This window comes from Mycobacterium colombiense, from assembly GCF_001665835.1.
In the GTDB taxonomy this organism is placed as follows: Bacteria; Actinomycetota; Actinomycetes; order Mycobacteriales; family Mycobacteriaceae; genus Mycobacterium; species Mycobacterium colombiense_A.
On the sequence record NZ_LZSX01000040.1, the window covers coordinates 1 to 19,376 of the forward strand.

At 65.5% G+C, this 19,376-nt stretch carries 21 protein-coding genes; 16 read left to right on the forward strand and 5 right to left on the reverse strand.

Features of this window, described 5'->3' with window-relative positions; all coding sequences use genetic code 11:
* Positions 1–1,088: flavin-containing monooxygenase (locus A5760_RS10395; protein WP_064880341.1), on the reverse strand; the 1,088-nt coding region annotated here is incomplete at its 3' end.
* Positions 1,089–1,218: 130 nt separating this feature from the next.
* Here A5760_RS10395 and A5760_RS10400 point away from each other — a divergent pair.
* From A5760_RS10400 to A5760_RS10430, 7 genes are all read left to right on the forward strand, one after another.
* Complete coding sequence (locus tag A5760_RS10400; RefSeq protein WP_064880400.1) at positions 1,219–1,497, forward strand: 2Fe-2S iron-sulfur cluster-binding protein; 279 nt, start codon at positions 1,219–1,221, stop codon at positions 1,495–1,497.
* An 89-nt stretch (positions 1,498–1,586) separates the two neighbouring features.
* The gene (locus A5760_RS10405; RefSeq protein WP_064880343.1) at positions 1,587–2,771 is read left to right on the forward strand and encodes an acyl-CoA dehydrogenase family protein; all 1,185 of its coding nucleotides are present in this window, start codon (positions 1,587–1,589) and stop codon (positions 2,769–2,771) included.
* A 15-nt stretch (positions 2,772–2,786) separates the two neighbouring features.
* A complete protein-coding gene (gene bphC / locus A5760_RS10410) occupies positions 2,787–3,695 on the forward strand; it encodes a biphenyl-2,3-diol 1,2-dioxygenase (protein WP_064880345.1) in 909 nt (302 codons plus the stop codon).
* Positions 3,692–5,158 (forward strand): FAD-dependent oxidoreductase, encoded by a 1,467-nt coding sequence (locus A5760_RS10415; RefSeq protein ID WP_155764286.1) that lies wholly within the window; start codon positions 3,692–3,694, stop codon positions 5,156–5,158. The genes bphC and A5760_RS10415 overlap by 4 nt, the downstream gene beginning before the upstream one ends.
* A gap of 228 nt (positions 5,159–5,386) precedes the next feature.
* Positions 5,387–6,214 (forward strand): IclR family transcriptional regulator, encoded by an 828-nt coding sequence (locus A5760_RS10420; RefSeq protein ID WP_064880349.1) that lies wholly within the window; start codon positions 5,387–5,389, stop codon positions 6,212–6,214.
* A gap of 68 nt (positions 6,215–6,282) precedes the next feature.
* Entirely contained in the window at positions 6,283–6,630 is a 348-nt protein-coding gene (locus tag A5760_RS10425) for a hypothetical protein (RefSeq protein WP_064880351.1), read from the forward strand.
* Positions 6,623–7,246 (forward strand): Dabb family protein, encoded by a 624-nt coding sequence (locus A5760_RS10430; RefSeq protein ID WP_064880353.1) that lies wholly within the window; start codon positions 6,623–6,625, stop codon positions 7,244–7,246. Before A5760_RS10425 ends, A5760_RS10430 begins: the two co-directional genes overlap by 8 nt.
* Before the next feature lie 6 nt (positions 7,247–7,252).
* On the opposite strand, the gene A5760_RS10435 is transcribed toward A5760_RS10430, so the two are convergent.
* Together A5760_RS10435 and A5760_RS10440 are read right to left on the reverse strand one after the other, a co-directional pair.
* Positions 7,253–8,140 (reverse strand): SDR family NAD(P)-dependent oxidoreductase, encoded by an 888-nt coding sequence (locus tag A5760_RS10435; protein WP_064880355.1) that lies wholly within the window; start codon positions 8,138–8,140, stop codon positions 7,253–7,255.
* A complete protein-coding gene (locus A5760_RS10440) occupies positions 8,137–10,065 on the reverse strand; it encodes a flavin-containing monooxygenase (protein WP_064880357.1) in 1,929 nt (642 codons plus the stop codon). Before A5760_RS10440 ends, A5760_RS10435 begins: the two co-directional genes overlap by 4 nt.
* 102 nt (positions 10,066–10,167) lie before the next feature.
* On the opposite strand from A5760_RS10440, the gene A5760_RS10445 reads away from it, so the two are divergent.
* The 9 genes from A5760_RS10445 (at position 10,168) to A5760_RS10485 (ending at position 17,867) form a co-directional block, all read left to right on the forward strand.
* A complete protein-coding gene (locus A5760_RS10445) occupies positions 10,168–11,763 on the forward strand; it encodes an acyl-CoA synthetase (protein WP_064880359.1) in 1,596 nt (531 codons plus the stop codon).
* Between the two features lie 127 nt (positions 11,764–11,890).
* The gene (locus A5760_RS10450; protein WP_064880361.1) at positions 11,891–12,370 is read left to right on the forward strand and encodes a nuclear transport factor 2 family protein; all 480 of its coding nucleotides are present in this window, start codon (positions 11,891–11,893) and stop codon (positions 12,368–12,370) included.
* Positions 12,367–13,236: an SDR family NAD(P)-dependent oxidoreductase gene (locus tag A5760_RS10455; RefSeq protein WP_064880363.1), complete on the forward strand. Its 870-nt coding sequence runs from the start codon at positions 12,367–12,369 to the stop codon at positions 13,234–13,236. Before A5760_RS10450 ends, A5760_RS10455 begins: the two co-directional genes overlap by 4 nt.
* The gene (locus A5760_RS10460; protein WP_064880365.1) at positions 13,233–14,174 is read left to right on the forward strand and encodes an alpha/beta hydrolase; all 942 of its coding nucleotides are present in this window, start codon (positions 13,233–13,235) and stop codon (positions 14,172–14,174) included. The genes A5760_RS10455 and A5760_RS10460 overlap by 4 nt, the downstream gene beginning before the upstream one ends.
* Before the next feature lie 49 nt (positions 14,175–14,223).
* Positions 14,224–14,661: a nuclear transport factor 2 family protein gene (locus A5760_RS10465; protein ID WP_064880367.1), complete on the forward strand. Its 438-nt coding sequence runs from the start codon at positions 14,224–14,226 to the stop codon at positions 14,659–14,661.
* A gap of 158 nt (positions 14,662–14,819) precedes the next feature.
* Positions 14,820–15,896 (forward strand): hypothetical protein, encoded by a 1,077-nt coding sequence (locus A5760_RS10470; RefSeq protein WP_064880402.1) that lies wholly within the window; start codon positions 14,820–14,822, stop codon positions 15,894–15,896.
* Positions 15,893–16,696: an SDR family NAD(P)-dependent oxidoreductase gene (locus A5760_RS10475; RefSeq protein WP_064880369.1), complete on the forward strand. Its 804-nt coding sequence runs from the start codon at positions 15,893–15,895 to the stop codon at positions 16,694–16,696. The genes A5760_RS10470 and A5760_RS10475 overlap by 4 nt, the downstream gene beginning before the upstream one ends.
* Positions 16,697–16,776: 80 nt before the next feature.
* Positions 16,777–17,382 (forward strand): PaaI family thioesterase, encoded by a 606-nt coding sequence (locus tag A5760_RS10480; RefSeq protein ID WP_064880371.1) that lies wholly within the window; start codon positions 16,777–16,779, stop codon positions 17,380–17,382.
* 161 nt (positions 17,383–17,543) lie between these two features.
* Positions 17,544–17,867 (forward strand): DUF732 domain-containing protein, encoded by a 324-nt coding sequence (locus A5760_RS10485; protein WP_064880373.1) that lies wholly within the window; start codon positions 17,544–17,546, stop codon positions 17,865–17,867.
* Between the two features lie 14 nt (positions 17,868–17,881).
* Here the strand turns inward: A5760_RS10485 and A5760_RS10490 are convergent, their stop codons facing one another.
* A complete protein-coding gene (locus A5760_RS10490) occupies positions 17,882–18,184 on the reverse strand; it encodes a hypothetical protein (protein ID WP_064880375.1) in 303 nt (100 codons plus the stop codon).
* Positions 18,184–19,308, reverse strand: coding sequence for a Rieske 2Fe-2S domain-containing protein (locus A5760_RS10495; RefSeq protein WP_064880377.1), 1,125 nt, complete (start codon positions 19,306–19,308; stop codon positions 18,184–18,186). Before A5760_RS10495 ends, A5760_RS10490 begins: the two co-directional genes overlap by 1 nt.
* Positions 19,309–19,376 lie beyond the last annotated feature (68 nt).

The following is a 19,376-nucleotide window of genomic DNA, read 5'->3' on the forward strand; positions in this document are numbered from 1 at the left end:
TGCAGTCTCGTGGGCTCGGAGATGTGTATAAGAGACAGGACACATATCAGTGACACCTTCGCGCGGTTGAACGTCTGAAAGTAGTTGCTGTCGGTGCAGATTCGCTTGGTGCCGATCGGATGGTCGGTGGGGATCAGCAGGTCGGCGACGGCCGGGTCGTCGATTACGGCGCGCACCTTCTCCTCGTAGAACCTGCGAGCCTCCTCGTTGGCCTCCAGGTCGGTCATCTGGTCCGGGAACGTCTTAGAGAACAGCACGCCGCCCAGTTGCCACCGCTTTTCGAACGCCGCCCGGCGCTCCTCGGCGGTGAACTGCATTGTGGGCTTCGCGGCGGTGATATGCGGCGAGCCGCCGCCGCTGCGCCACGACAGCGCACGCCGTTGCGGGTAATTGGCCTTGATGTCGTCGAGTTCCTCGGCGGACAACGGCCTGTTGCCGGCCGGGACACTGTAATTCGCGCTGCGCTGGAAGACGTAGAGCTGGGCGGCGCGCTCGGCGATGACCGGAATCGACTGAATGCCCGAGGATCCGGTGCCGATGACCGCCACCCGTTTGCCGGTGAAGTCCACGGGCTCGTGCGGCCAGTGCGCGGTGTGGTAGATCTCGCCGGCGAAGGTGTCCAGGCCGGTGAAGTCCGGGGTCAGCGCGGCCGACAGCGGGCCGGTCGCCATCAGACAGAACCGGGCCGAAAGCCGTTGGCCCGCATCGGTGGTGACCGTCCAGCGCAGCGTCGCCTCATCGAGTGTCGCCGAAACAACGCGGGTGCGCAGCGCGATGTCGCGGCGCAGATCGAGCTTGTCGGCCACCCAGTTCAGATACGCCAGGATCTCGGCCTGGGTGGCATACCGTTCGGTCCAGTCCCACTCCCGCTGGAGCTCGTCGGAGAACGAGTAGCAGTAGTCGACGCTCTCGACGTCGCAGCGGGCACCCGGATACCGGTTGTGGTACCAGGTGCCGCCCAGCTCGGGGGCGGCTTCCAGCACCCGCACCGACAGGCCCTGGCCGCGCAGCTTGTGCAAGGCATACAGGCCGGCGAATCCCGCGCCGACCACGACGACATCCAGGGACTGTCGGGCGGCATCGTTCACAAGCAGTCACCGTAGGGCCTAGCGCATCGCGGGCCGCCGTCCCTCCCGGTCACCGGACGGTTCGGGTCAGTTTTCCCGGCCACCGGGCGTGCGCCCGCGCCGCCCGGTGCTCATCGCCGACCATCGGCCGATGCCGGAAGTCGCGCATGTCAACCTCGAGCTGGACGGCCAGCGGCATCGTCTGCGCTGGCCGCACGGACAAACCCTGCTCGAGACCCTGCTGGACGCGGGGATCGCCGTGCCGCACTCGTGCCGGGAGGGCCGCTGCGGCTCGTGCGTGGCGACCGTGATCGCCGGGCTTGTCGACATGGCCCCGTGCGACGTCTTGGACGCCGCGGACCTTCACGACGGCCTGATTCTCGCCTGCCAGGCGAGGGTGGCCGGCGCCGAGGTTCACGTCGAATTCTGATTGCCGGTGTCCGCTCATCGGGATTTCCTTTGGGACGGCCCGGGTCTGCGGTAGACCATTACTAAGCCCACACACGTAAGGACAACGATATGAGCGACCGGGTACTCGACCGGGTAGTGGCCATGGCCGACCAGTTGCGCGACCAAGGCGCCGAAGCCGAACGGATCGGGCGGCTCACCGACGACACCGTCAAGCTGATGAAGGGCGCCGGCCTGATCCGGCTGCTGCAGACCAAGCAATACCAGGGCTTCGAGGCCCACCCCCGCGAGTTCGCCGAGACGACGATGGCCACCGCGGCGCTGGACCCGGCGGCCGGCTGGATCCTCGGCGTGGTGGGCGTGCACCCCTACCAGTTGGCCTACGCCGACCCGAAGGTCGCCGCCGAAATCTGGGCCGACGACGTCGACACCTGGATGGCCTCGCCGTACGCGCCGCAGGGCGTGGCCAAACCCGTCGACGGCGGCTACCTGTTCAACGGCCGCTGGCAGTTCAGCTCGGGCACCGACCATTGCGACTGGATCATCCTGGGCGCCATGCTCGGCGACGAGAAGGGCATCCCCCTGATGCCGCCGCAGATGCTGCACATGATCCTGCCCCGCAAGGACTACGAGATCGTCGACGACTCGTGGAATGTGGTGGGGCTGCGCGGAACCGGCTCCAAGGACGTCATCGTCAAGGATGCGTTCGTGCCCAGCTACCGGACCATGGACGCCACCAAGGTGATGGACGGGACCGCCCAGCGCGAGGCCGGCATGACCGAGCCGCTGTACCTGATGCCGTGGTCGACGATGTTCCCGCTGGGCATCTCGGCGGCGACCATCGGGATCGCCGAAGGGGCGCTGGCCGCGCACCTGGATTATCAGCGCGAGCGCGTCGGCGCCACCGGAACCGCGATCAAGGACGATCCGTACGTCATGCACGCGATCGGCGAGGCGGCCGCCGACATCAACGCCGCCCGCCAGGAGCTGCTGGCCAACGCCGACCGGATCTACGACATGGTCGCGGCCGGCAAGGAGGTATCGTTCGCAGACCGCGCGGCAGGGCGGCGCACCCAGGTCCGCGCGGTGTGGCGCGCGGTGTCCGCGGTCGACGAGATCTTCGCCCGCTCGGGCGGCAACGCGGCGCGGATGGACAAGCCGCTGCAACGATATTGGCGCGACGTGCACGTCGGACAGATGCACGCCATCCACGTCCCCGGCACCACCTATCACGCGTCGGCGCTGAGTTCGATCGGCATCGACCCGCCCGAGGGTCCGCTGCGGGCCCTGATCTGAGCAGGAAACGCATCCGTGAGCGATCTGAAAAGCTTGGGCTACATCACCATTTCGACCAACGACATCGACCGCTGGCGGCAGTTCGCCTTCGGAACCCTGGGTTTCGCCGAGGGCAAGGGCCCCGATCCGTCGGCGCTCTACCTGCGGATGGACGAGCGGGCGGCCCGGCTCATCGTGGTGCCCGGTGAGACCGACCGGGTGCTGACCGTCGGCTGGGAAGTGCGCGATCACCCGGCATTGCAGCGCGTGCAGGCCACGCTGGACCGCGCCGGCGTGGCGTACAAACAGCTGTCCCCCGACGAGGCCGAGGCCCGCCGCGTCGAAGAGGTGATCACGTTCGAGGATCCCGCCGGCACCACGCTGGAGGTCTTCCACGGCGCGGTGCTCGACCACAGCCCGGTCGTCACCCCGTTCGGCGCCAAGTTCATCACCGGCGACCAGGGCTTGGGCCACGTGGTGGTGCCGGCCACCGATCCCAACGGGCTCTTCGACTTCTACACCGAGGTCCTCGGCTTCCGCGCCCGCGGCGCGTTCCGGGTGCCGCTGCCGAAAGAGTTCGGCCCGGTGCGGGTTCGGTTCCTGGGCATCAACGAACGACACCACAGCATGGCGATCGTGCCGGCCGCGCACCAGCGCGACCCGCGTCTGGTCCACATCATGGTGGAGGTCGACACCCTGGACGCCGTCGGGCAGGCGCTGGACCGGGTCAACGCCGAGGGCTTCCAGCTGTCGTCCACCCTGGGCCGGCACACCAACGACAAGATGGTCTCGTTCTACGTCCGCGCACCCGGTGACTGGGACATCGAATTCGGCACCGACGGGATGCGGGTCGACGAAACCTATTACACGGCAGAGGAAATCACCGCCGACAGCTATTGGGGCCACCAGTGGGTCGGCGAAATGCCCGCGGCCATGCGGCTGTGACGCCCGAATCGGACGTGACGCCGGTCGCCGCGTCGTCGATCACCTCCTGGGATGACGAGGCCGACGTTGTCATCGCCGGCTACGGTGTCGCCGGTGCGGCCGCGGCCGTGGAAGCGGCCCGGTCCGGCGCCGACGTGCTGGTGCTGGAGCGCACCGGGTCCTGGGGCGGCGCGGCATCGATGGCCGGTGGCTTCATCTATCTCGGTGGCGGCACGCCCATCCAAAAGGCTTGCGGTTTCACAGATTCCGTCGACAACATGGCGGCCTTTCTCAACGTCGCGATGGGGCCCGGCGCCGACGAGAACCGGATCGCCGATTACTGCTCCGGCAGCGTCGCCCACTTCGAGTGGCTGGTCGGCTGCGGGGTGCCGTTCAAGGCGGAGTTCTTCTCCGAGCCCGGGTGGGAGCCGATGGGCGATCAGGGGCTGATGTACAGCGGCGGCGAGAACTCGTTCCCGTTCAACACCATTGCCTCCCCCGCGCCGCGCGGGCACGTCCCGCAGATGCAGAACAAGAAGCAGGGCGAGGCCAGCGCCGGCTACATGCTGATGAAGCCGCTGGTGGAAACCGCGACCGCGGCCGGCGCCCGGGCGCTGTACGACGTGCGGGTGTCACGGCTGATCGTGGAATCCGACGGCCGGGTGGTCGGCATCCGCGCCCGAAAGTACGGCACCGAGATGAACATCCGGGCGCGTTCCGGGGTGGTGCTGGCGACGGGCAGCTTCGCCTACAACGACGCGATGGTCCAGCGGTATGCGCCGCGGATCGCCGGCCGGCCCGCCGCCTCCATCGAGCAGCACGATGGGCAGGCGATCCGGATGGCGCAGGCGCTGGGCGCCGACCTGGCGCACATGGACGCCACCGAGGTCGCGATCTTCATCGACCCGCAGCAGTTGGTGCGCGGCATCCTGGTCAACGGCCGCGGGCAGCGCTACGTCGCCGAGGACACCTACCCGGGCCGGATCGGGCAGCTCACCCTCTACCAGCAGGACAACGTCGCCTATCTGATCATCGACGGCGATGCGCAGGAGGAGGCGACGGCCTCGTGGTCGCCGAAGTTCATGCTGCGCCCGGCGACCTGGGTGGCCGACACCGTCGCCGACCTGGAACGCGACATGGCGCTGCCACCCGGGTCGCTGCAGGCGACGGTGGCCGCCTACAACGAGGGCGCCGCGCGCGGCGAGGATCCGCTGCTGCACAAGAAGCCCGAGTGGATCAAACCGATCGGCTCCCCCGTCGGCGCCGTCGATCTGCGGGAGAACACCGGCGGCTTCACCCTGGGTGGGCTGACCACCACGCTGGACGCCGAGGTGCTGCACGTCAGCGGCGAACCCATTCCGGGGCTCTTCGCCGCCGGCCGCTGCACCGCCGGCCTGGCCGCCTGGGGGTACGCCAGCGGCGTCTCGCTGGGTGACGGCAGCTTCTACGGCCGCCGCGCCGGCGGCTCCGCAGCCAACGGCTGACCAGCCACTGATCTACTCGATCGCCGTCGCGTCTTGAGTGCGCTGTCGGCTTTGAGTGTGTCTCTGGGCGGGATTCGCGCCCATATTTCACCGTCAGCGCACACCCGGCAGACACTCACGTCCGTCCTCGACTTCCGCGTGTCGTGTGACAGCGGCCACAGCGGTGTGATAGAAACAGATATTCCTAATAGGAATATGACAGCCAGATAGGTTTAGCCAGGAGGGCCGATGTCAGGCACCGCGGAATCAGCCACGCCCACGGCGGTCATCGACCGCATCTCGCTCGTGCTGGACGCGTTCGACGGCCCCGGCCGGCTGACGCTGGCCCAGATCGTCCGCCGTACCGGCCTGCCGCGCTCGTCGGCGCACCGGATGCTCGAGCGCCTGGTGCAGCTGCGCTGGCTGCGCCGCAGCGGCCGCGACTACGAGCTGGGCATGCGGCTGGTCGAGCTGGGCTCGCTCGCCGTGCATCAGGACCGCCTGGTGCGCGCCGCCGGTCCCCTGCTGGGCGAATTGCACCGCGCCACAGGGCTCGTCGTGCACCTCGCGGTGCTGGACGGGCCGGACGTGGTCTACCTCGACAAGGTCGGCGACTCGCCGCTGGCGCCGATACCTACGCGGGTGGGCAGCCGTCAGCCCGCGCATTGCACCGCGGTCGGGAAGGCGATCCTGGCCTACCGCGACGAGGACGCGCCGGTGGACCTGCGGGTCCGCAAAACCAAGTACTCGATCGCCACCGGCTCGCAGCTGGCCGCCGAGTTGTCCCGGGTGCGCGCGCACGGCGTCGCCTTCGAGCGCGAGGAATCACTGCTCGGATTCGGTTGTGTGGCAGCGCCTATCGGCGGACCCGGTGAAGCCCAGGACGTCATAGCCGCGGTGTCGGTGTGCGGGCCGATGAATCGAATGATGTTCGACCAGCGACTGATCGCCCCAGTCCGGATGACCGCGATGGGCATCTGGCGGCACGCCGAGGACGGCCCGCAACGCGTCGCCCCGACCCTGCAGCCCTTGCGTCCGCTGCGTCCCGCGCCGCGGCCCGTGTTGCAGTACGCCTGAACCTCGGCGCCTCCCAGTAGGCGGGACTTACCCGTGTCCGACGCGAGACAGCGCCATACCCTTCGCATATGGCTAACGGTGAGATATTTGTCGTCGACCGTGTCATCACGCGCCCGGGTTGTGCCAGGGAATTTGTGGACACCTACCTCAACGAGTACGCCCCGGCCGCCCGCGACCGAGGTATGACGCTGCGTAACATTCTGGTCAGCCCGCCGATCTGGTTCGACGATCAATCGAACACCGTGACCGTCACCTGGTCACTACCCAGCCTGCAGGCGTGGTGGGAGATGACGTGGCAGGGCCGGCCGGACCCCACCCTCGGGCCATGGTGGGAAGGCATCGGCGATCTCGTCGAGACGCGCGGACGCAGTGTGGCCGCGGCCGCCAACGACGTCGATCGACTCTGCGATGTATAGCGTGACCCGGCTGCTCGACGTCGTCGAGCAGGATCGCGACCGCGTGCTGACCTCTGTGCGCGCCGTCGCCGCGAACACCGGGGCGCAATGCCGACTCGTCGAGCCGACGCTGCCGGGCGCACGCAACGGCGGCGACGTCCTGGTGCACCTGCGCTTCGGCGCGGAAAGCCAATGGCGTTCCGCCGAGCCCGATTTCGCGGTACTCCTAAATGATCCCGCGATCACCGCCATCAATGGCGCCTGCTATTCAGGCGCGGCTTGCTGTACCGGCGCAACCGGCACCGTCTATCGCGCGCTGTTGCTGTGTGTGCTTCCCGGCACCGACGGCGACACCATCGCCCGCTTCGAAGATGAGCTGCGCTTGATGCCGCGGTATATCAACACAATCACTGCCTGGCAGTTGAGCCGTGTCGAGCAAGCGGTCGGGACGCAGGAGTGGACCCACGTGTTCGAGCAGGAATTCACCGACGTCGAGGGGCTGATGGGCGCGTATCTGATGCACCCGATCCACTGGGCCGTAGTGGACCGCTGGTTCGATCCCGAGTGCCCCGAAGTCATCGTCCGGAATCCGGTGTGCCACAGCTTCTGCGCGATCACCGACCCGGTGCTGACCTGACTCCTGCTAGAACCCCGCCGGCAGGATGTTTGGGTTGGCGGTCGTCGGTGGCTCCAGCGCGGGTAGCTCGCCTTTGCCGTCCAGTGTGTGAACTCGCAACTGCTGTGACCACGGATAATGCAGGCTGAATGCAACCAAGCCGGTGCGCTCCACCGCGGGAAGGTGACACATTGCCAGCACTGTTTCGGCCAGGTATTCCACCGATTCGGTCGGGAACGAATCGGGAATCAACTGGGCCGCACCGGGTGTCCGAACCGCCGTCGACGGGCCCACGCAATTGACCGCAATGTTGGCGTCCAGCAGTTCCGCCGCGACACCCTGGGTGAAGCGGTGCAGCGCGGCCTTCACGGACCCGTAGAGCACGTCGCCCGAAGTCTTGTTGTAGTGGCGGTACGGCCTCACCGGCGCCACCCCGGTCACCGACCCAATGTTCACGATCCAGCCGGCGCCTTGCTTGCGCATATGGGGCACTGCGGCTTTCGTCAGGACAAAAGGCGTGCGCAGGTAGTGCTCCACGGTACGGTCGAAGGTCTCCAGACTCATCTCCTCGATCACCGAGTAATCGGCGAAGCCCGCATTGTTGACCAGGATGTCGATACGGCCGGTGCGGTCGAGCACCTGGTCGATCAGACCATCACGGGCACCGTTGTCTTCGAGGTCGACGGCCAGCCCGAACGCCGATCCCCCTGCGTTCTCGATCAGGGCGATCGTCTCATCGATCGTTCCCGGCAGCACCGTAGCCAGCCCCGCCCGGGTGGACCGCGAGGGTTTGTGGTTTCGCGCCGTCACCGCCACGGTGGCGCCCTCGGCAGCCAATCGTTGCGCGATCGCCCGGCCAATCCCCCGGCTGCTGCCAGTGACCAAAGCCGTTCTACCGGCAAGTAATTGTGTCATCGCAACTCGAAGTGCTCTTCGATCGGCGCTCGGTGCTCATGCCAGAGGTCCACCAACCGGTAGGGAGTGGCCACCACGACCCGCCCCGAACCGGACCGGTAATAAGTGTGCGCGTTCGGGGTGTGACACCACACCGTGTTGGCCATGGCCGCGTCGATGGCGGCCACATAGTCGTCGTAAGCCTGTTGCGTGACCTCCATCGTCGTCGCGCCGCGCAGCGCCATCAGTTGCAGGCATTCGATGATGTAGTGCGACAGCACTTCCATCGAGAAATTAGCGCCGGCTCCGTGACCGGGACTGTAGTTCGGGGCTGAGTTGATGAACAGGTTGGGAAAGCCCGGCACGGTGCCGCCTCGGTAGGCACGGGGGCTGTCGCCCCACTCGTCGGTGAGCTTGCGGCCGCCGCGGCCGCGAATATCGATGGTAGACAAGAAATCAAGGTGATATCCGGTGGCATAGATGATCACGTCGAGATCGATCTGCCTACCGTCTTGCGTGACAATACCTTTGGCGTTGACCGCGGCCGGCTCACTAGCTTCCACATCGACGTGCTCACGGGTCAGGGCTTCGTAGTAACCACCTGGGTCACGGATAATCCGCTTGCCGTAGGGCGCAAAATCCGGCGTCACCTTCTTCGCCAGTTCAGTTCCCGAACCGAAAGTTGTGTTGATGTAGTCCATACACATCCGCAAGAGCACGTCGTTCGCGGGCGAGATCGATAGATGCGTTTCCGCCCACTCCGGGTCACGCAGGATGACGGGATAGTTGTTGTCCGCCGTGCCCCAGTAGGACTTCAGCCTGTTCCATTTGGCGTAGTGCGGGACGTGACGGCCGAGATATCGGCGGTACTCGGGAACGTCGTCGGTCAGCCGCTTACGCGGCGCCACCCAGTGTGGCTGACGCTGAAACACTGTGAGGTGCTCGACTTCGTCCACACACGCGTCAACGATTTGCACCGCTGTACAACCAGCACCGATGATCGCCACTCGCTTGCCCGCGAGGTCCAGAGATGCATCCCATCGTGCGGAGTGAATGCTGGTGCCTGCGAATGTCTCCCGGCCCGATAGCTCGGGCCAACGCGGCCGGTTGAGGTAGCCTGCGGCGGTAATCACCACGCGCGAATGAGTGACGTCATGCTTACCGTCGCGGTCAACCGAGTGGATCTGCCAATGAGCGCGGTCCTCGTCCCAGCACAGCGCCGTTACCTCGGCGCCAAATCGTATGTGCTCACGCAGTCCGTACTTGTCGGCCAACGCAACCAGATAAGCCTGGTACTCAGCGCCCTGCGGATAGTAGCTCGTCCATTCGGGATTCACCTCGCGCGACAGCGAGTAGTACGCCGAGGGAGTGTCGACTCCGATGCCGGGGTAGGTCGTGGTCAACCACGTACCCCCGACTTCGTCGTTGCGATCGAAGATTTCGTAGCCAACCCCGGCTTCGGCGGCCGCGAGCGCAGCGATGATGCCGGCTATGCCCGCACCGACGATGACCACATTCGTCGTCTCGGGGATCGGCACCGTTTGCGGCAGCGTCGGCCGTGGGAGTTGAAAGCCGCCCTGCTCCAGCAGCAGCGGAACGAACTCGTCGTCCACCTCCGAACCCAGCGCCAGCGGAAGTAAGCGCCTGAACAGCTCGGGGTCATCGACGGGCGGAGCACTCGCCTGCCGGCTCTCGACCAGAGCTGCAACCAGGGCGCTCACCAATTCCTCCGCGGTGTCGTCATCGGTGACGCCGGCTCGCTCGGGGGGATCGGGGACGTGGGAGATCTTAGGCCCGAACTTCTCGATCACAGACGAGTCGCTCGTCAGCTGAGCCAGGACGGCGACCAGCACGCCGGGGTCGGCCTGACCGAGGTGCGCCCGCAGTTCCTCGAGATCGAGCGTGGCCGAGCTGGGAGGCGACGTCGAGTCAGTGGCGGAGGTCATGGCACTGAGTATCGGAGCGCGCAAGCGGGTTGGGCACTGCTCTGTCTACTCAGTGGGAGGCGAGCAGCCCGGCCTCGACTATCGCGGCCTACCCTCCGACGTATGCAACGCGTGCATCCCTTTGAACTCGACGCTGTGATCGCAAAGGCACGCAGTCACACGCTCAGTGATATTCCGCGCCGGTCGGCCCGAAAGCATGCGGGCAAGGCCGCGATCATCGACGGAGACGTTGTTCTCGCGTTCGCTGAGTTCGATGCTCTCGTGGATAGGACCGCAGCCGCGTTGCACGACAACGGCTTTGATCCGGGCGACCGCATCGCTCTGCTGGCGCACAACTGTTGGCAGTATGCGGTCCTGGTGTTCGCCACGGCGCGCGCCGGTGTGGTTTTGGTGCCGATCAATTTCATGCTCACCGCGGAGGAAATCGCCTACATCCTCGGCCACAGCCGAGTCAGTGGATTCGTCGTCGAAGACGAATTGACGGCCACCGCCGAGCGTGCGATGCAGCTCGGTGGTGTTGTCACGACCAGGGTGGCGCTGATGCGGGCGGGGCGCACCGTTCCCCCGGGTTGGGATGACTTCGCAGGGTGGTTGACGGCCAAGGTCACCCCACCGGACCTGAACATCGATGACGACCAACTCGTGCGGCTGATGTATACCAGCGGGACTGAGTCGCGTCCTAAGGCCGTGATGCACTCCAGTCGGAGCCTCATGTGGCAGTACGCGAGCACGATCGAGGCCGGCTCGATGGCGGGAGACGACGTCGAGATCCATTCGCTACCGCTTTATCACTGCGCACAGTTGGACAATTTCCTGGCCACCGACATCTATCTGGGCGCTACCAGCATCATCCTGCCGCGTCCCGAACCGGACGCGGTACTGCGCACCATCGAGCGCTATCAGGTAACGAATTTCTTTGCACCACCGACGGTGTGGATCAGCCTGCTGCGCTGCCCGACCTTTCAGAAGGTGGATCTGACCAGTTTGTGCAAGGGGTACTACGGCGCCTCGGCGATGCCTATCGAGATCCTGCACGAGATCCGCCAGCGGCTGCCGCGCCTGAGGCTGTGGAACTTCTACGGCCAGACCGAGATGGCGCCATTGGCGTCCGCCCTGGGACCCGATGAGCAGGACGCCCACGCCGGCGCGGCCGGGCGCCCAGTTATGAACGTGGAGACGGCGATCCTCGATGACAATGACATCCCCCTGGGCACTGGTGCCGTGGGCGAGATCGCGCATCGCAGCCCGCACTTGATGCTGGGCTATCTCGACGATCCCGAACGCACTGCCGAGGCCTTCCGCGGCGGCTGGTTCCACTCGGGCGACCTCGGTTACTACGACGAGCACGGCATGTTGCACGTCGTGGACCGCAAGAAGGACATGATCAAAACCGGCGGAGAAAATGTGGCCAGCCGCGAGGTCGAAGAGGTCGTCTACCGGCATAGCGGTGTCAAGGAAGTCGCGGTCTTCGGTGTGCCGCACCCGGTTTGGGTGGAAGCCGTGGTGGCGGCGGTAGTGCCGCGCGATGGCATCGGTCTCACCGAAAATGACATTCTGAACCATTGCCGCAAGCATCTATCCGGCTTCAAGACACCCAAGCGTGTTTTCTTCGTCGATGCGCTGCCGAAAAATCCCAGCGGCAAGCTGCTCAAGCGAGAGCTTCGGGATCGGTTCGGTCTCGAACCTGCCAGTCGCTGAAGCAGGCACCGCGCAAATCGGTGGTGGCACGCTCTGGAGCCTGATCAGCGGACAGCGTGGCCAGCCCGTGTTCCACTGACCGGGCATCCCGGTGTTCGCATGACCACACCGGGAGTTGACTGGTGCCATGAGCAACGACGTCACGCTGTCCGACCTGCAGGAGTTTATCGCCGGGTTTTGGTACCACTACGACGAGGCGCACTACGACGAGCTGGCAGCACGCTACGCGGAGAACGTGCGCTACGTGACCCGAAGCGATTCGGGCACAAGCCCATTCGAGGAACTGATGTCGCCCGAACTGCACGGCCGCGCTGTCGTCATGGAATGGATGTCGGAACACCGCGAACAAAGTCCGTACCCGCTGCGCCACCACGCCACCAACGTGCACCGCACGGGCACCGATGGTGACGTCACCCACGCCCGGTTCTATATCTTCGTCAATCAGACCGCAAACTTCGTGCCGTTCGCGGTGTCCAGCGGCGTGGCAAATGTCGGCGTGCGGCGCGGTGCCGGCGGGCTGGAGTTCACCGAGATGGACATTGTTCTCGATACCACCAACTCGGTCTTGCTGTCCGAGCTCACCGCCGACAGCGCCGCTGGTTCGTGAGCGCTCGCGAAACATTCTCTGGTGGTATCGCCGTCATTACCGGCGCCGGCGCAGGCATCGGTGCCGGACTCGCTCGACACGCCAGCCGGTTGGGGATGACGGTGGTGCTGGCCGACATCGACGCCGACGCCATCGCGGCGCTGCGCGACGAGCTCTGCGCGGCGGGAGGGGCAGCGCTAGACGTTGTGTGCGACGTTCGCGAACCCGACGCCGTGCAGGCGCTCGCCGAGCAGACCTACCGCGATGTCGGTGCGGTACGACTGCTGGTGAACAACGCGGGGGTCGAACAGTTCGGCTACCTGTGGGACACACCAATTCCCAACTGGAAGCGCGTCATCGACATAAACATCAGCGGAGTCTTCTACGGCGTGCGGGCCTTTCTGCCCAAAATGATGGCCACCGACGAGCAGGCGTGGGTGTGGAATCTGTCATCGGTCGGTGGGGTGGTTTCGATTCCCTCGCAGGCGCCTTACATCGTGAGCAAGCACGCGGTGCTCGCATTGACCGAATGTCTGCAACTCGACGTCCAGGCGGCTGGACACCACGATCACATTCACGTGCAGGCCGTGCTGCCCGGTGCGGTGGTTTCCAACATTTTCGAGTCGGCGGGCGGCGTCGACGCCGACGCGAGCGACCGTGGCGCGGCAGAGTCTCAGCGATCGGCGATGCTCGACATCAAGGCCGATGCCATGGATCCGCTCACCGCCGCAGAAGTGGTGTTCGAGCAGTCCGCCGAAGGTCGGTTCTACCTCCTCACCCAACCCGAATTCGTGGGGAATGCGATGCTCGAACGAGCCAATGTGCTTGCGACACAGCAGCCACCAACGCTGCGCACCAAACGCCGCTTCGATCCCACACAACAATGAGCGTGCCACCACTTGACCCCGATGCCGCGGCCAGGGTGGCGTCCTTAGGCCGCGTCGCGCCGATGCGGCAACGAGGTCTTGCGATGGTGCGCGACTCCCTTGAGTCAATGCCGCTACCACCCGTGCCCGACATGGCCGAAGTGACCGATCACTTCATCACCGGCCCTGATGGCGAGCTTCCACTGCGCATCTACCGACCGACCCGAGACATCGACGCGCCGGCATTGGTCTATTTCCACGGCGGCGGCATGGTGCTGGGCTCCAACCATTCCTTCGAGCCGCTGGCCCGCAATCTCGCCCAAGCGTCCGATGCAACCATCGTCGCCGTCGAATACCGCCTGGCACCAGAAGCCCCACCGCCGGCACAGTTCGACGACGCGTTCCGCGCGACCGCATGGGTCGCCGCGAACGCAACCGAATTGCGGCTGGATCCAACCCGAATCGGGGTGATCGGCGACAGCGCGGGTGGCACGCTGGCCGCGGCAGTCGCCCTGGCTGCCCGTGACCGAGGCGGCCCGGCGTTGTTCTGCCAGGTGCTCTTGTACCCGGCTGTGGACCGCGACATGACGGTGCCGTCGCTTGCGACGCTGCAATCGGCGCCCATGCTGAGCCTCGACGACATTCATTACATGCACGAGCTGGCCGATGCGGAAACCGGGCCGCCCGATCATCCGTATCTCGTTCCGGCGTACGCCACCAACCTGTGCCACCTCCCGCAGGCCATCGTCGCGACCGCCGCCGTCGATCCGATCCGCGACTGGGGAGAACGGTATGCGGAGCGGTTGCGCGATGCCGGGGTGCAGACCACCGTCACTCGTTATCCCGGTGTGTACCACGGCTTTCTGATGCGTTCAGAATCGGTGGCGCGTGCCGGCCTCGCGCTCGCAGAGGTCGGCGCGCTGCTCAGGGCGAAATTCGCGCATCCACTCCCGTTTTGACGCCTAGCTTGCGTTGGCGCACTCCTCTCGAAACGAAAGGTGCAACGAGTTGACAACCAACGACCTCCGTTCGGTCGCCGAAGAGCGGGCGATTGAGCGCGCACTGGTCCAACTCGCCCGGGCCATGGACGATCGCGACTGGGCGACTCTCGAAGACATCATCGCGGATGACGCCATCGGCGACTTGGGGAGCGGGCGTGTGGAGGGCAGGGCGGCGATCATCGACCTCATCCGCGGCTACCTCGACCGCTGTGGGCCAACCCAGCACCTCCTGGGCAATGTCCTCGTCGACGTCACGGGTGAAGCAGCGGTCAGCGTGGCGTACGTCCACGATCTGCACCTGTCGACCCGCGAGCCGCAGACCACCTTCCATACGCTCGGGGATTACCACGACCGGTGGGAGCGGCGGGATGGTGAGTGGCGGCTTGTCGAACGGATCAAGCACAACCGCGCCACAGTCGGCTCGCTGGACGTTTTCGACGCGTGACGCTCCTCTGACCTCCCGCGCGCGCCCTGGCCGCAACGATTCTCGTCCACGTTGGAACCTTCCTCCCGATCACCGGACATAGGTGGCCCGTTGCCGTGCCAGTCCGACCAAGATCGACCGCAGCAACATGATCGAGCGCCATGCCGAAGGAGACCTCGATGCTGACCGACAAGCGGCGGACAGAGTTGTCCGACATCCTGCGCCCCGCTGCACCGCCCCGGGAAATCACTGACGTCTACACCGACGATCAGCGGGAACGACTCCTCGACGTCGTGCGCACCGAGGGTCCATGGAAGCTGATCATCGCGCAGCACTTCGCATCCGCCGACGAACTGATCGCCACCATGAGTGGTGCCTTCCCCGAGGGGTTCACGCCGTCACTGGATCTCTTCCTCACCCCCACGTTCCGGGGCTACCTGGCCAACTACGGCGCGGCGCTGTACCCGCAACTACATGATTGCTTCTACAACGCGAGATTCCTGGACATGGCCAAAAGCTACTGGAACGCCGAGTACGCCAAACCACAGCTGATGCTGTTCAACATCAACGGGCCGTGCGCCAATCGCGATCCGGGGCACCTGGATTCGCCAAGCTTCCGCGGCGTGCGGCACGAAAACGCGCCGACCTGGCTCACCAGTGTCATGGGCAAGTCCGGGCTTTTCAAGGATTACCTGATCAAGATGGCGCAGGTAATCACCTGGTTTTCGCTTGATGGCAGCAGTGGATTCACCTACTGGCCCAACGGGCCACTCAAGGCGCCCAAGCGAGTCCTGCCGCCGATCAACAACCGCGGCGTCGTGGTGCAGAACGAAATGATGGTGCACCGAGGCGAGGCGAACGGCCCACTAGACCAACAGATTCCAGCCGGCTTAGCCTTCGACACCGTGTTCACCGGCGATCCTGACGACCGCGACCACTGGCTGCTGAAGAACGGTGACGACGTGATCGCGCGCCACCACACCGAGGAACTGCGTTTTCTGGTGCACTGGTCGGCCGAGGTGTTCTCGGATTTCGACGAGCTGAAGATGAACATGGAGGGTTCGGACGACCTGACCGCCGAGCTGGCCATCGACATGATGGTCGACGACCTCAACACCAGAGGGATCAGGCTCGATGTTCCCGGTGAACCGCTGCACGACGCGGCGTTCATCAACGCGCTTAACGCCGCTTACGACGTGGGCGGACCCGCCGTTTATCCCGAAGAGGCGCCGATCAGCGCATTCGAGCTCGCATGACCGAACAGGCATGCCCACTACGGCGTTTCGCGGATCGCCGTGTCATCGTCACCGGTGCCGGTTCCGGGATCGGACAGGCCACCGTGGCGCGGATCCTCGACGAGGGTGCCACAGTCGTCGCGTACGACGTCTCGTCTGAGGGTCTGGCGCACACCGCAGCGGTTGCCCAAGATGCCGGCACGGGTGCACGACTGACTACCGCCGTTCTCGATATTTCGTCGGAGGATGCCGTCGCGGCAGCGGTCAGCGCGGCCCTGGCCCAGCTCGGCGGTCTCGAGGTGTTGATCAACGCGGCGGCTATTCAGCGCTGCGCCAATACTCACGAGCACACGCTGGCCGACTGGAACGCCACCCTCGCGGTCAATCTGACGGGCACCTTCCTCATGACGCGCCAGACGCTGCCGGCGCTGGTGGCTTCAGGCCGCGGTGTGGTGGTCAACTTCACTTCCACTGCAGCAACATTCGCCCACCCCTACATGGCGGCCTATGCCGCCAGCAAGGGTGGGGTGCTGTCGTTCACACACTCGTTGGCGCTCGAATACTCCAAGCAAGGGCTGCGCGCGGTCAATATCCAGCCGGGCGGAGTCGCCACCGCACTTGCGTTGTCCACCCTGGACAAGATGCCGCAGGGATACGACCTCGGGCTGTGGGCCAAACAGGCTCCGCTGCTGCACGGCAGGGAAACCGAAGTCCTCGGGGATCCCAGCGCGGTGGCGTCAGTGATCGCCATGGTGGCTTCCGACGACGGCGCGTTCATCACGGGCACCGAAATCCGCATCGATGGCGGCGCGCACGCCTGAGGATGTCTGGCACTCGTGGGAGTGTCGATTCATGTGCCGGCTTCCGTCGGTCGACTGAGGGGACAAAAGCGGTGGCGCACATGACCGATACGCACGAACGACTGACGGAGTCGGTGCGGCGACTCATCGACGTCACCATTCGCAGCGAGGCCGACGAACGAGCTGTCGCGAAGGCGTTGGGTCTCGTCGACCAGACTGTCGAATTGTTGAGTATGCGTCTCATGCCTGGGTCGTTTGGTGTGCGCACCAATTCCGAAGGCGAGAACGTTGTTTGGGGCAACGTGGCCGTCGGGCTGCGCAACCCGATCGCCCCGCCGCTAGTCATCGGGTACGACGAGGCGGGCGGCGTGCATACCGACGTGCACCTTGGCGCCGGCTACGAGGGACCGCCCGGCCATGTGCACGGTGGCATGTGCGCTCTGATCCTGGACCATGTCCTGGGCGCGACGGCACATCGGCCGGGTAAACCGGCCTACACAGGCACCATCACGGTGCGCTATCTGCGCCCCACACGGCTGGGAGCGTTGCGAGCCGAGGCGTGGATCGAGCGGATCGATGGCGCCAAGACGTACGCGGCCGGCCATCTCCGTAACGTCGACGGTGTCACGGTGAAGGCCGAGGGCGTGTTCATCACGCCGCGGGAACACCTCGGGCTGGACGAGCCACAACCTGGACAAAAATCGTGAGTTGCGTCGCTACCCCTGGGCCGCGGCCCTTCAAACCGGCCTGGACGAATACCCGATAGTTGGCGAGCGCCGTCACGGTATCCGGCAAGATCGGGGCGAAACAGCCGAAGCGCCGGTTCCGTCCACGGTATTCGGTTCCAGCACACTTGAGGAAGCGCGACATGGTCAACCGTCTGCTATGGGCTGTGGCGGCGTTATCGGTCGCCCTGCTGGCGGCGGCGCCGCTCAGCCACGCCGACACGACCGACCAAAAATTCCTGGCGGCCGTGGAGGCGCAGGGCGTCATCGACCAAGCCTCGGCCGGACACGCGATCGAAGCCGCCCATTACGTCTGCGCGCGACTCGACGCCGGCGATACGCCCCTGGAGGTGATGCAAGAAGTGTTGACTAGCAGCGGTTTACCCGAGTTCCATACCGGCTTCTTCGTCGCCCAGAGCATCTACTCCTACTGCCTGCGGCACCAGGATGAGATCCCCCGGGGATAGGCCAGGCCCTCGAATTATTCTGGTGCGCTGTGTTTCTCGTCGACAACGGACAAATCCCCATGGCGCACCGCGTCCAGGATCGACGCGCTCAGCGCCGAGCACATCAGGAATACCCCCCGGCTCCCCGGTGTGACGATCTTCTGCGCGTCGGCGCGCTCGGCGCACCGGGCCGTCGCCTCGGCGTTCCACTGCACACTGGTCTGATTCCAGCTGCTCTTGCGGGCCAGCACCCGGGCGCCACAGTTCCGGCACGCGACCGGCACCATGGGCATCTCGTCGAGCCGATTGTCCTCGCGCACCGACGATTCCAGCATCATCAGGCGCGGGCCGCCATGTTGGCCTGGACTTCTTTCATCCACGCCTCATAGGGCCGGGTGGTGTCGAGCTCGAATTCGAAGCGGTCCACCATATCCGGTTGCACCTCGGCGGCATCGACGTAGAACTGCTGATACCAGCGCCGCAGCTGGTAGACCGGCCCGTCCTCTTCGACCAGCAGCGGGTTGTCGATGCGCGCCTTGTGCCGCCAGATCTCGACGTCCTGCTCGAAACCGAGCTTGACGTAGTCGCCCAGTTTGATCGCGGTCCGCATCGCCTCGTCGCCGGGCATCGCCTCCGACTTCTTCACGATGATGCCGTATTGCAGCACAAAGGAATTCGCATCGATCGGATAGTGGCAATTGATGAGGATCGTCTTGGCGTCGCCGTACTCGTAGTGATACGTCAGGTCGTCGATCATGAAGGACGGGCCGTAATAGGACGCCACCGAGGTGTTGCCCAGCATCTGCGCGCCTTCGGTGCCACCCATGTCGGGGCGGCCCTCGCCGTTCATGTACTGCGTCGCGACGTGCCCCTCGAAGATGTTCTTGAAATAGGTCGGCAACGCGCCGTGGATGTAGTAGAAGTGCGCCATATCCACCACGTTGTCGATGATTTCGCGGCAGTTGCTCTGCACGACGGTGGTGTACCAGTGCCAGTCGGTCCACTGGTCGCTGGTGGCGCCCTCGATGCGCGGGATCGTCACCTCCGGCGGTGGCGGCTTGCGCTCCGGGTCGTTCCACACGAACAACATGCCGTCCTGCTCCAGCGTCGTCCACGCTTGCGTGCGGGCCAGTTTGGGTGCGCGCCGGCTGTAGGGCACCTGCTTGCAGCGACCGTCGCCGCCCCAACGCCAGTCGTGGAACGGGCAGGCGATCTCGTTGCCCTTGACCTCGCCCTCGGACAGGTCGCCGCCCATGTGCCGGCAGTAGCCGTCGAGCACGTTGATGTTCCCGTCACCGCTGCGGAAGACGACGAGCTTCTGCCCGAAGGCGTTGATCGCGTGGGGTTTGCCGTCACCGAATTCCCTGGTCAGCCCAAGGCAATGCCAGCCGCGGGCGAACCGCATCGGCGCGGACTGCGCTTCAATGAACCGAATCTGGTCGGCCTCGGTGTGCGACGTCATGGGCCTGATCTAACTGGCCGGGGCCCGCCCGCGGGGCGCGTTGTTCCACTCATCAGGACGGCTCTTCC

What these genes read in the sequence shown, in the direction of transcription:
- A5760_RS10480 (WP_064880371.1), top strand. Translation starts at nt 16,777, where the DNA reads ATGACCGATACGCACGAACGACTGACGGAGTCGGTGCGGCGACTCATC.
- A5760_RS10435 (WP_064880355.1), bottom strand. Translation starts at nt 8,140, where the DNA reads ATGACACAATTACTTGCCGGTAGAACGGCTTTGGTCACTGGCAGCAGC.
- A5760_RS10450 (WP_064880361.1), top strand. Translation starts at nt 11,891, where the DNA reads ATGAGCAACGACGTCACGCTGTCCGACCTGCAGGAGTTTATCGCCGGG.
- A5760_RS10445 (WP_064880359.1), top strand. Translation starts at nt 10,168, where the DNA reads ATGCAACGCGTGCATCCCTTTGAACTCGACGCTGTGATCGCAAAGGCA.
- A5760_RS10495 (WP_064880377.1), bottom strand. Translation starts at nt 19,308, where the DNA reads ATGACGTCGCACACCGAGGCCGACCAGATTCGGTTCATTGAAGCGCAG.
- A5760_RS10400 (WP_064880400.1), top strand. Translation starts at nt 1,219, where the DNA reads ATGCCGGAAGTCGCGCATGTCAACCTCGAGCTGGACGGCCAGCGGCAT.
- A5760_RS10460 (WP_064880365.1), top strand. Translation starts at nt 13,233, where the DNA reads ATGAGCGTGCCACCACTTGACCCCGATGCCGCGGCCAGGGTGGCGTCC.
- A5760_RS10430 (WP_064880353.1), top strand. Translation starts at nt 6,623, where the DNA reads ATGTATAGCGTGACCCGGCTGCTCGACGTCGTCGAGCAGGATCGCGAC.
- A5760_RS10425 (WP_064880351.1), top strand. Translation starts at nt 6,283, where the DNA reads ATGGCTAACGGTGAGATATTTGTCGTCGACCGTGTCATCACGCGCCCG.
- A5760_RS10485 (WP_064880373.1), top strand. Translation starts at nt 17,544, where the DNA reads ATGGTCAACCGTCTGCTATGGGCTGTGGCGGCGTTATCGGTCGCCCTG.
- A5760_RS10405 (WP_064880343.1), top strand. Translation starts at nt 1,587, where the DNA reads ATGAGCGACCGGGTACTCGACCGGGTAGTGGCCATGGCCGACCAGTTG.
- A5760_RS10475 (WP_064880369.1), top strand. Translation starts at nt 15,893, where the DNA reads ATGACCGAACAGGCATGCCCACTACGGCGTTTCGCGGATCGCCGTGTC.
- A5760_RS10420 (WP_064880349.1), top strand. Translation starts at nt 5,387, where the DNA reads ATGTCAGGCACCGCGGAATCAGCCACGCCCACGGCGGTCATCGACCGC.
- A5760_RS10490 (WP_064880375.1), bottom strand. Translation starts at nt 18,184, where the DNA reads ATGATGCTGGAATCGTCGGTGCGCGAGGACAATCGGCTCGACGAGATG.
- A5760_RS10470 (WP_064880402.1), top strand. Translation starts at nt 14,820, where the DNA reads ATGCTGACCGACAAGCGGCGGACAGAGTTGTCCGACATCCTGCGCCCC.
- A5760_RS10440 (WP_064880357.1), bottom strand. Translation starts at nt 10,065, where the DNA reads ATGACCTCCGCCACTGACTCGACGTCGCCTCCCAGCTCGGCCACGCTC.